Annotated in this window: 9 protein-coding genes; 4 read left to right on the top strand and 5 right to left on the bottom strand. The window is 71.6% G+C overall.

The annotated features are described in order from the left end of the window. Positions 1 to 227: 227 nt before the first annotated feature. The 3 genes from Sdi02f_RS35445 to Sdi02f_RS35435 form a co-directional block, all read right to left on the bottom strand. The gene (locus Sdi02f_RS35445; RefSeq protein ID WP_031185920.1) at positions 228 to 431 is read right to left on the bottom strand and encodes a hypothetical protein; all 204 of its coding nucleotides are present in this window, start codon (positions 429 to 431) and stop codon (positions 228 to 230) included. 111 nt (positions 432 to 542) lie between these two features. Continuing rightward, entirely contained in the window at positions 543 to 1,154 is a 612-nt protein-coding gene (locus Sdi02f_RS35440) for a dihydrofolate reductase family protein (protein ID WP_030405215.1), read from the bottom strand. 424 nt (positions 1,155 to 1,578) lie between these two features. Next, on the bottom strand, positions 1,579 to 2,592 hold the full coding sequence (locus tag Sdi02f_RS35435) for a LacI family DNA-binding transcriptional regulator (RefSeq protein ID WP_030405214.1): 1,014 nt from the start codon (positions 2,590 to 2,592) through the stop codon (positions 1,579 to 1,581). 326 nt (positions 2,593 to 2,918) lie between these two features. Here Sdi02f_RS35435 and Sdi02f_RS35430 point away from each other — a divergent pair, with 326 nt between their 5' ends. The 4 genes from Sdi02f_RS35430 (at position 2,919) to Sdi02f_RS35415 (ending at position 7,748) form a co-directional block, all read left to right on the top strand. After that, complete coding sequence (locus Sdi02f_RS35430) at positions 2,919 to 4,229, top strand: ABC transporter substrate-binding protein (protein ID WP_031088207.1); 1,311 nt, start codon at positions 2,919 to 2,921, stop codon at positions 4,227 to 4,229. A 104-nt stretch (positions 4,230 to 4,333) separates the two neighbouring features. Next, a complete protein-coding gene (locus Sdi02f_RS35425; RefSeq protein ID WP_030405212.1) occupies positions 4,334 to 5,329 on the top strand; it encodes a carbohydrate ABC transporter permease in 996 nt (331 codons plus the stop codon). 12 nt (positions 5,330 to 5,341) lie between these two features. Then, positions 5,342 to 6,265, top strand: coding sequence for a carbohydrate ABC transporter permease (locus tag Sdi02f_RS35420; RefSeq protein WP_030405211.1), 924 nt, complete (start codon positions 5,342 to 5,344; stop codon positions 6,263 to 6,265). 43 nt (positions 6,266 to 6,308) lie between these two features. After that, positions 6,309 to 7,748 carry a GH1 family beta-glucosidase gene (locus Sdi02f_RS35415; protein ID WP_108934798.1) on the top strand — a complete coding sequence of 480 codons (1,440 nt, stop codon included), beginning with the start codon at positions 6,309 to 6,311 and terminating at the stop codon, positions 7,746 to 7,748. Positions 7,749 to 7,858: 110 nt separating this feature from the next. On the opposite strand, the gene Sdi02f_RS35410 is transcribed toward Sdi02f_RS35415, so the two are convergent. Then, the gene (locus Sdi02f_RS35410; protein WP_053639596.1) at positions 7,859 to 9,055 is read right to left on the bottom strand and encodes a glycoside hydrolase family 64 protein; all 1,197 of its coding nucleotides are present in this window, start codon (positions 9,053 to 9,055) and stop codon (positions 7,859 to 7,861) included. Between the two features lie 372 nt (positions 9,056 to 9,427). Continuing rightward, positions 9,428 to 9,961 (bottom strand): nucleotide triphosphate diphosphatase NUDT15, encoded by a 534-nt coding sequence (locus Sdi02f_RS35400; protein ID WP_031088215.1) that lies wholly within the window; start codon positions 9,959 to 9,961, stop codon positions 9,428 to 9,430. Positions 9,962 to 10,018 lie beyond the last annotated feature (57 nt).

The following is a 10,018-nucleotide window of genomic DNA, read 5'->3' as shown; positions in this document are numbered from 1 at the left end:
ACCACTCAGCAGCGCCATCACGACACCGGCGCTCCGCTTGCTGGCAAGCCTCACTGGAAACCTCCCGTACTCGAGCGACTTCCTTCAGGCTCCCGGCCGACGGTTACGGCAAGCCTGCCGCGGCCTGGCGCGCCCGAGAGGCGCCGGTGAAGGGGAGCACCGAATCGGTCGTCGGAGGCGGGAGGGGGAGATTGCGGCCGCAACCGTCTCCTCCCGCCCCGGGCGTTTCACCTGCCGAGGAGACCCGCGGGCAGGAGCGACTGCGGGGAGGTGGCGGGGTGTCCGACCTCCAGCGATCCGAGGAGGCCGTTGAGGAGCGGACCCCCCGGAACCCCGGTGGACGGGCCGGGCTCGGGCGCCGCCTCGGCGAGGGGCGCGGCGACCAGTACGGCGGTGGCCATGACGGAGACACAGGCGAGCTTCTTGATCATGTCCGCCCCAACGAACGGCGGGTCCCGGGGGAAACGCTCCGCCAGGGCGTACTGGGCCACTCGGGTGCACTTGGGGGTCCGGACGTGGCACCGGCGGTGGCGCTGCCGTCCTCAGCCGGCGTCGCGTTTGCGGTAGCGGATGTGAGTGGCCAGCGGTGAGTGAAGCACCTCGACGGGCTCGAAGTCGAAGGTCTGGAGGCCGTCGAACAGACGCTCGCCGCTGCCCAGCAGGACAGGCGCGACGTCCAGGGTGAGTTCGTCGATCACACCGGCGTCGAGTGCCTGCCGCACCGTCGAAGCGCCACCGGCGATGTCCACCCCCTTGCCGTCGGCGGCTTCGAGCGCGTGGGCGTAAGCGGCGTCGAAGCCTTCGGTGACGAAGTGGAAGGTGGTCCCTCCCTCCATCCTGATCGGTGCGTGGGCGTAGCGGGTGAGCACGAAGACCGGGGCGTGGTAGGGGGGCTCGGGGCCCCACCATCCGTCCCACGGCTCGTCCCACTCGCCCCGGACCGGCCCGAACATGTTCCGGCCCATGACGTAGGCGCCGCGCGGGCGCATCAGCCAGCCCTTGGCCGTCTCGTCGGCCTCGGTCGCGCGCGGGTCGCCGATGTGCCAGCCGTGCAGCTCCTGGCCGCGCTTGCCCAGCGGATGGTCGCGGCTCTGCCCGGGCCCGGCGACGAAGCCGTCGAGAGAGATCGACATGTGGCAGGTGGTGTCGGACATCAGTTTCGCTCCGGAAGCAGCGGGTGCGGGGGTCGCGAGGCCGTCGGACCGCACGACATACGTACAGACTGGCAGAGGCGACCGAACTCATCGCGACATCGCGAAGCCGGTGAAGAGGTGACTGCCACGCGCCCGGACGGACACACACAGTGACCCTTCCGGGGTGCCGGACGGACCGACCGGCGGCCGAGTGGAGGCCGGCGGCGCACGGTGGGTCGGAGAGTGGCGGCCGGGCCGCCGTCGCAGCGGGCCGGCCAGCCACACCCTGAGACGGGGAGCGGTGAGGGAGACGGGCGCGGTCCGCCCGGCGCGGCCGGACGACCAGCTCCGTGCCGCTCGGCCGGGGCGGGCGCCGCGCTCGTGCGAGCGGTCCCACGGCCCGGCCTCCCTCCGGCTGCTCCCGCGCCGAGGGACTGGTCGCCGCCTACGACGACTCGCGCACCACCAGCTCCGTAGGCAGCGTCAACTGCTGCCGGGGAGCGCCGTGCTGGGTGATGTCGGTGAGGATACGGGCCATGGCCCGGCCCAGTTCCTCGACCGGCTGACGCACCGTGGTCAGCGGCGGGTTGGTGTGGCGGGCCAGGATGGAGTCCTCGAAGCCGACGACGGCCACGTCCCCCGGAACCTGCCGCTTGCGCCGGCGCAGTTCGGCCAGCGCGCCGACCGCCATGAGGTCGGAGGCGGCGAAGACGGCGTCCAGGTCCGGGGCGCGTTCAAGAAGCAAACGCATGGCGTTCGCACCGCCCTCCTCGGTGAAGTCCCCCGCCTCGACGAGGAGTTCCCTGGCGGGAACGCCCGCATCCGCGTGCGCGGCGCGCCAGCCGGCGAGCCTGCTGCGGCCCACGTCCATGTCCAGCGGACCGGTGATCGTGGCGACCCGCCGCCGTCCGCTGCCCAGCAGGTGCCGCACCGCCGCGCCGGCTCCGCCGGCGTTGTCGGAGTTGACGTAGCTCAGCCGTTCTCCCGCGTCGCGGCGGCCGGCGAGCACGGTGGGCAGGCCCATCTCCTCCAGCATGCCCGGCAGCCGGTCCTCGGCGTGCACCGAGACCAGCAGCACGCCGTCCACCCGGCGGGTCGCCACCGACTCGGTCAGCTGGTCCCGCTCGGCCTGGTCGCGGACGAGCATGAGCTGCAACTGGGTGCGGCTCTCGGCGAGGGCGCCGCTGACACCGCGGATCAGCGCGGCGAAGAACGGCTCCGAGCCCAGCCGGCTCTCCGACTCCGGGATCACCAGCGCCACGGCGTTGGTGCGGTTGGTCACCAGGCCGCGGGCGACCGAGTTGGGAACGTAGTTGAGTTCCTTGATCGCCGCAAGCACCCTCGCCCGGGCATCGGCACTCACCAGCTCCGAGCCGTTGACGACCCGGGAGACCGTGGTGCGGCCCACGCCGGCGCGGGCGGCGACCGTTTTGATCGTTGGACGGCGGTTGCCGGTCATGAACTCCCCCCTCGGCGGCCGCGGCGACGGTGCCTGCCGCGGAGGTGACCTGCGGCAATTCTTGCAGACACCGCGGTCGCCGGAGCACCCCCCGGCCTCCGGCACACGAACGCGGCACGGCGGCGACCGCGGGAACCTGCGTTCAAGTCATTGACAGATCAGGGCCGTTGGCACGAGTCTTCGAGGCGCCGGTGGGAACGTGCCCACAAAATTGGGCACGTTCCCAACCGTGTTCGAGCCGCTGTCTTTTCACGCTGTAGCCATCGCAGTAGTCATCGCAGAACTCGTCACTCCGATGTGTCAGCGCCGTCGCTAGGAGGAGATCCATGGGCACTCTCGGTTCGTTGCGCAGAAAGGCGGTGGCGACGGCCGCGGCCGTCGGCGCGCTGGCGCTCGTCGTCGGCTGCGGCGGCAGCGACGACTCGGCCACCGGCGGTGGCAAGAAGGACGGCAAGGTCACCATCACCATGGGCATGTACGGCGTGATGGGCATCAAGGAGACGGGCCTCCTCGAGCAGTACGAGAAGGAGAACCCCGGTGTCGACATCAAGGCCGAGATAGCCGGTGACGAGCAGACCTACTACACCGCCCTGCAGACCCGGCTCGCGGCGGGCAAGGGCCTGAAGGACATCCAGGGCATCGAGATCGGCCGGGCCAAGGAGATCACCGAGACCCAGGCGGACAAGTTCGCGGACTTCTCCGAGGTCCCGGGCACCGACCACTTCCTGCCCTGGAAGGAGTCCCAGATCAGCACCAAGGACGGCAAGGTGCTGGGCCTGGGCACCGACATCGGCCCGATGGCCGTGTGCTACCGCAAGGACTACTTCGAGAAGGCGGGGCTGCCCACCGACCGCGACGAGGTCGCCAAGCTGTGGGAGGGCGACTGGAGCAAGTACGTCGAGGTCGGCCGCACCTTCAAGAAGGACTTCAAGGGCGGGAAGGTCGCCTACATGGACGCGGCCAGCGGCCTGTTCAACGCCATGGTCTACGGCTACCCCCAGCAGTACTACGACGACAAGGGCGAGCTGATCTACGCCACCAACCCGGCCGTCAAGGAGGCCTGGAAACTCGCCGCCGACGCGGCGGAGGACGGACTGACGGCCAAGCTCCGCCAGTTCCAGCCGGGTTGGGACCCGGGCCTGGCCAACGGCACCTTCGCCACCGCGGTGTGCCCGGCGTGGATGCTCAGCCACATCAGCGAGAAGGCCGGCGACGCGAACAAGGGCAAGTGGGACGTCGCCAAGGCCCCCAAGGGCGCCAACTGGGGCGGCTCCTTCCTCGGCGTGGTCGAGCAGAGCCCGGTGAAGGAGGAGGCCAAGAAACTCGTCGCCTGGCTGACCGCGCCCGAGCAGCAGGCGCACATCTTCAAGGAGATCGGCAACATCCCCTCCTCCCGCACGGCGCTGGACGGCCCCGACGTGAAGAACGCCAAGTCGGACTACTTCAGCGGCGCCCCCATCGGCCAGATCTTCGGCGAAGCCGCCCAGGAGATCCCGGACAAGCAGGTCCTCGGCCGCAAGGACGGCACGATCAAGGACACCTTCTCCCAGGGCCTGGCCCTGATCGAGCAGGGCGACGCCTCGCGTGACGAGGCGTGGAAGACCACCGGGGAGCGCATCGAGAAGGCGGTCGGCTGACTCTCCGCTCCCGAGGCCGGCCGGGCCCGCCCGCGTCCAGGAACAGGTCCTGGCCGGCGGGCCCGGCGCCCGGCCCACCCATCAGCTCTCAGGAAGGAAGTCCGGTGGCCACCTCCACCACCAAGGCCCTGGCCGGGGGCGAGCCTCCGCGTCCGTCGCCCCGCGGCGGCGGCGGGGACGCCCCCAGGCGGCGCGGCGCGCTCCTGCACCGGCTCGACATCAAGGGCGCCCCGTACGCGTTCGTCGCGCCCTTCTTCATCGTCTTCGCCGCGTTCAGCTTCTACCCCCTGATCTACACCTCGTGGATCTCCCTGCACGACGTGGAGCTGGCCACCCTCGACGTCATGGACTGGGTGGCCTTCGACAACTACGTGGACCTGTGGGGCGATTCCCGGTTCTGGAACGCGCTGCAGAACACGATCACCATCGGCGTCATCTCCACGGTGCCCCAGTTGATGATGGCGCTCGGCATGGCGCACCTGCTCAACTACCGGATGCGCGCCTCGCTGTTCTTCCGGGTCGCCTCCCTGGTCCCCTACGCCACCTCGGTCGCCGCGGCCGCCCTCGTCTTCACCATGATCTTCGAGCGCGACTTCGGCATGATCAACTGGGCGCTCGGCTCGGTCGGGATCGACCCGGTGGACTGGGAGGCCGACAAGTGGCCCGCCCAGATCGCGATCTCCACCATCGTCATCTGGCGCTGGACCGGCTACAACGCGCTGCTCTACCTGGCCGCGATGCAGGCCATCCCGGCCGACCGCTACGAGGCGGCCTCCCTCGACGGCGCCTCCCGGTGGCAGCAGTTCCTCCACGTCACCGTCCCCGGGATCCGCTCCACCATCGTCTTCACCATCGTGCTCTCCACCATCGGCGCCACCCAGCTCTTCGGCGAGCCGCTGATCTTCGGCCAGGGGCCCAACGGCGTCACCGGCGGCGCGGACAACCAGTACCAGACGCTGGGCCTGCTGCTGTACGAGGAGGGCTGGAAGAACTACCAGATGGGCCGTTCCGCGACCGTCGCCTGGGCGATGTTCATGCTGCTGGTCCTCGTCTTCGTCGTGCAGCGCGTCGTCAAGCGCCTGCGCTCCCGTACGTCCTGACCTGGAGCCGTCATGACCACCCAAAGTCTCCCGGCCCGGACCGACGCACCGGCCCGGACCCCCGCCGCGCGGGCGAGCGGCCGAGGCGGCCGCCGGCTGCTGCGCCAGCGTGCCGGCCGCCAGCACCACGCGGGCCCCCTCGCCTACGTCCTGCTCGCCGTCATGGCGATCCTGTCGATCTTCCCGCTGTACTGGACGATGGTGGCCGCGTCCACCGACAACACCCGGGTCAGCCAGACGCCGCCCCCCTTCCTGCCCGGCCCCAACCTGTTCAGCAATCTCGCCCGGGCCTGGGACGAGGCGGCGATGGGCAAGGCCATGATCAACAGCTTGATCGTGGCCGGGGTGATCGCCCTGTCCACGGTGCTGTTCGCGACGCTCGCCGGGTTCGCCTTCGCCAAGCTGCGGTTCAAGGGGCGCAACGCCCTGCTCATGCTGGTGATCGGCACCATGATGGTGCCGCCGCAGCTCGCCGTCGTGCCGCTGTTCATGATGATGGCCGACCTGGGCTGGTCCCAGCAGCTGCCCGCCGTCATCTTCCCTACGCTGGTGAGCGCGGTCGGCGTGTTCTTCATGCGGCAGTACCTGACGGAGGCGCTGCCGGACGAACTCGTCGAGGCCGGACGCGTGGACGGGGCGCACTCGCTCAGGATCTTCTGGAGCATCGTGCTGCCCATCGCGCGGCCCGCGATGGCCGTCCTTTTCATGATCACGTTCGTGCACGCGTGGAACGACTTCTTCTGGCCGTTCGTGGTCCTCGACATGACCAACCCGACGGTCCCCGTCGCGCTCACCCAGCTCAGTGCGGGCTACGTCCGCGACCAGTCGCTGATCATGGCCGGCGCGCTGCTCGGCACGCTGCCGCTGCTGGCGATGTTCGTCGTCTTCGGCCGCCAGATCGTCAGCGGCATCATGGCCGGTGCCGTCAAGGGCTGAGCCGCCCCCGCCGTATCCAGCACCCCCACCCGAAAGGACTTACGTGGTCACCGCAGCACAGCAGACCGCGTCCGCCCCGGACGCCGCCCGCACCTTCCCCAAGGGCTTCATCTGGGGCTCCGCCACCGCCTCCTACCAGATCGAGGGGGCCGCCGCGGAGGACGGCCGCACCCCGTCCATCTGGGACACCTACGCCCGCACGCCCGGCCGGGTCCGCAACGGCGACACCGGAGACATCGCCACCGACCACTACCACCGCCGCAGCGAGGACGTCGCCCTGATGGCCGAACTCGGCCTGGGCGCCTACCGCTTCTCGCTGGCCTGGCCCCGGATCCAGCCCACCGGCCGCGGCCCCGCCGTCCAGAAGGGCCTGGACTTCTACCGGCGCCTGGTGGACGAACTGCTGGAGAAGGGCATCCAGCCCGTCGCCACGCTCTACCACTGGGACCTGCCCCAGGAACTGGAGGACGCCGGCGGCTGGCCCGAACGCGCCACGGCCGAACGGTTCGCGGAGTACGCGGCCCTCGCCGCCGACGCCCTCGGCGACCGGGTGACGACCTGGACCACCCTCAACGAGCCCTGGTGCAGCGCCTTCCTCGGGTACGGCTCCGGGGTGCACGCCCCCGGCCGCACCGACCCGGTCGCCGCCCTGCGCGCCGCCCACCACCTCAACCTGGCACACGGCCTGGCCGTCCAGGCGCTGCGCGACCGGGTCCGCGCCGACGCGAAGGTGTCCGTCACCCTCAACATCCATCACGTCCGCCCGCTCACCGCCGGCGAGGGCGACGCCGACGCGGCCCGCCGGATCGACGCGCTCGCCAACCGGGTCTTCACCGGCCCCATGCTGAACGGCGCCTACCCGGAGGACCTGCTCAAGGACACCTCGGGGCTGACCGACTGGTCCTTCGTCCAGGACGGCGACCTGCGCCGGGCCCACCAGCCGCTGGACTTCCTCGGCGTCAACTACTACACGCCCACCGTCGTCTCCGAGACCGACGGCAGTGCCGCCCACACCTCCGACGGGCACGGCAACAGCCCCCACAGCCCCTGGCCGGGAGCCGACCGGGTCGCCTTCCACCAGCCGCCCGGCGACACCACCGCCATGGGCTGGGCCGTCGACCCGAGCGGCCTGTACGACCTGCTGCGCCGCCTGTCCGCCGACTTCCCGAGGATGCCGCTGGTCATCACCGAGAACGGCGCCGCCTTCGACGACTACGCCGACCCCGAGGGCCGGGTCAACGACCCCGCCCGGATCGCCTACGTACGGGGCCACCTGGCCGCCGTCCACCAGGCCATCCTGGACGGCGCGGACGTGCGCGGCTACTTCCTGTGGTCGCTGCTGGACAACTTCGAGTGGGCCCACGGCTACAGCAAGCGCTTCGGCGCCGTCTACGTGGACTACCCGACCGGCACCCGCATTCCGAAGGCGAGCGCCCGCTGGTACTCCGAGGTCGCCCGCACCGGCGTGCTGCCCGGCGCCTGACCGGGCCGGCGCGGCGCGCACGGACCGCCCCGCGAGGCGCGCCGCACCACGGCTGCGCCCCCGCCGGCCGCACGAGCGGCGAGCGGGGGCGGCCCCTGCCCGCCGCCGGGTCAGTCGAGCGGTGCGAGCGTCAGCCGGGCCTCGGCCGGGTTGCCGTCGTGCACCAGCGACTCGTGGTGGCCGACGTCGTCGAAGGCGAAGGCGTACGCCTTCCCGTCGGCCATGCGGTCGTGGACGACCCGGGCGTAGTGGTTGGTCACGGAGTCCCGGTAGAAGCCGTCCGCCGAGGCGTCGGGCTGGTTGGCGTTGCTCAGCAGCGTCGACCGGTTGAACCCGGCGCACAGCGTGCGGGAGATGGGGCCCCGCACCTGGTCGTTGGGCGCGTCGAGCAGTCGGTGGCACCCGAAGACGCTGGAGGCGTCCGGCTTGTGGAAGCTGGTGACGACCGCGCCGGAGGAGTCGGTGAAGTTCATGACGTCGCCCGACACCCGCCCGAAGTACTTCGTGTCCGGCCGGTCGCCGAAGGGCGTGACGGTGAGGGTGCTCGTCGCGTACTTCTGCCAGACCCGGTTGACGTAGTCGTCCATGACCGACGCGGGCAGTGCCCCGGTCTCCACCCCGTACAGCGGCGCCAGCGCCCTCAGCACGGTGCCGTCGGACCGGGTCTGGACCAGCCCGCCCCAGCCCGGCTGCGCCCGCAGGGCGTCGAAGACCCCTCGGTAGCCGCCCGGCTTGAGCTGTCCGGCGCTGGTCACCGAGCCGTCGGCGCGCTGCACGCCGACCGTGTAGGGCGCGGAGAACATGTCGACCTGGGTGCTGTTGAGCCACAGTCCGTCGTTGTTGAGCGTGTACTCGGACCAGTTGAAGAGGATGTCGCGGTTGGGGTCGCTCGGGTTCTGGACGGCGGGCTGGACCAGGCCGCCGGTGGTCAGCCGGAAGTCCAGCTTCTGGCCGTAGGAGAAGTAGATGCGCCCCGACAGCTTCGGGATGCGGATGGTTTTGGTCTGCCCTGCGGCCGGTCCGGGGATGGACGCGTCCGGTGCGGGGGTGGGCGGATTGCCGCCGGCGGGCCAGGGGTGGAAGGTGCCGTTCGCGTCCGCCCAGCCCTGCTGACCGGTCGTCAGCGAGGTGCCGAGGGTGTAGATGTGGACGGCGTCGCCGCGGGCGGAGTCGTTGGTGATCCTCAACGCGATGGTGTCGGGCACCGCGGCGTCCGCGGGCGGTGCGGCGCCGAACGTGAGCAGGGCACCGGTGAGGCCTGCCGCCGCGGCCGCGGCGAGCAGACGGTGTCTGAGTCGGGCGAGCACTCTCCACCTCCGTGCGGGTGTGGGGGAATTGGTCCGTACCGATTGTGAGAGCGCTCTCAGCGTTGCGCCGGGTCGCGTTCATGTCAATGCGTGCGGCGGAACGAGGAGGCTCGCCCGGTCCCGGGCCGAAGGCCGCGCGGGGGCGCCGACCCGGTGACCGGTGCCCCGCGCCGACAGCGGGCGGTGCCCGTGCGGCCGGGCGCGATCGGGGAGTACGTGCTGCGGGTCCACCCGTTCACGGCGACCTTCCTGCCGGGACACCGGCTGGTCGCGGAATGGTCCAAGGACGAACCCCTCAACCGACGAGCACGACGCGCTGCTGCCGCCGGACGCCTTCCCCCTGCCGGTGGGCCGCCCCGTCACCCACAAGATCTACCGCGACGCGGCGCACCCGTCCCGGCTCGTGCTGCCCTTCACGACGGGCCCGGCCACCGCGTAGCACCGGACCCCCGCGGCACCCCGCCGCTCCGCCCCGGGCCACAGGCAGTCCAGGACCGAGGCGGACGGCGGGAAGAGCGCCGAGGGGACGGCCCCGCGGGCGAACCACTCCCAGCGCTCGATCTTGTCGGGCTCGGTGACCCGGGGCACACCCCCCGCCCGCTCGGTGACGGCCGCGGCGGTCACCCGGGTCAGCCCGCCCACTCCGTCGACGAGCACGGCCAGCACCCGCACGTCCGCGGCCGCCGCCACCAGCCCGGTCTCCTCCGCCAGCTCCCGTGCCGCGGCCGTCTCGAAGTCCTCGCCCGCGTCGACCTTGCCGCCGGGCAGCTCCCAGCGTCCGTCGTGGCCGAGCCCCAGCAGCACCCGTCCGCCGGGATCGAGGACGGCCAGGCCGACGCCGGTGAGGCTCTGCGCGGCGGGACGGACACGTTCGGGGCGCTCGGCGCGCGGTGCGGAATCGCTCATCGGGCCATTCCACACCACGTCGGCGAACCGGACCGAACCGCCCGCCCCCGGGTCATG

It is taken from the genome of Streptomyces ardesiacus, from assembly GCF_003112575.1.
In the GTDB taxonomy this organism is placed as follows: Bacteria; Actinomycetota; Actinomycetes; order Streptomycetales; family Streptomycetaceae; genus Streptomyces; species Streptomyces ardesiacus.
The sequence above is the reverse complement of the archived record's forward strand: the minus strand, read 5'-3'. Positions and strand labels throughout refer to the sequence as shown.

What these genes read in the sequence shown, in the direction of transcription:
- Sdi02f_RS35430 (WP_031088207.1), top strand. Translation starts at nt 2,919, where the DNA reads ATGGGCACTCTCGGTTCGTTGCGCAGAAAGGCGGTGGCGACGGCCGCG.
- Sdi02f_RS35420 (WP_030405211.1), top strand. Translation starts at nt 5,342, where the DNA reads ATGACCACCCAAAGTCTCCCGGCCCGGACCGACGCACCGGCCCGGACC.
- Sdi02f_RS35400 (WP_031088215.1), bottom strand. Translation starts at nt 9,961, where the DNA reads ATGAGCGATTCCGCACCGCGCGCCGAGCGCCCCGAACGTGTCCGTCCC.
- Sdi02f_RS35445 (WP_031185920.1), bottom strand. Translation starts at nt 431, where the DNA reads ATGATCAAGAAGCTCGCCTGTGTCTCCGTCATGGCCACCGCCGTACTG.
- Sdi02f_RS35435 (WP_030405214.1), bottom strand. Translation starts at nt 2,592, where the DNA reads ATGACCGGCAACCGCCGTCCAACGATCAAAACGGTCGCCGCCCGCGCC.
- Sdi02f_RS35440 (WP_030405215.1), bottom strand. Translation starts at nt 1,154, where the DNA reads ATGTCCGACACCACCTGCCACATGTCGATCTCTCTCGACGGCTTCGTC.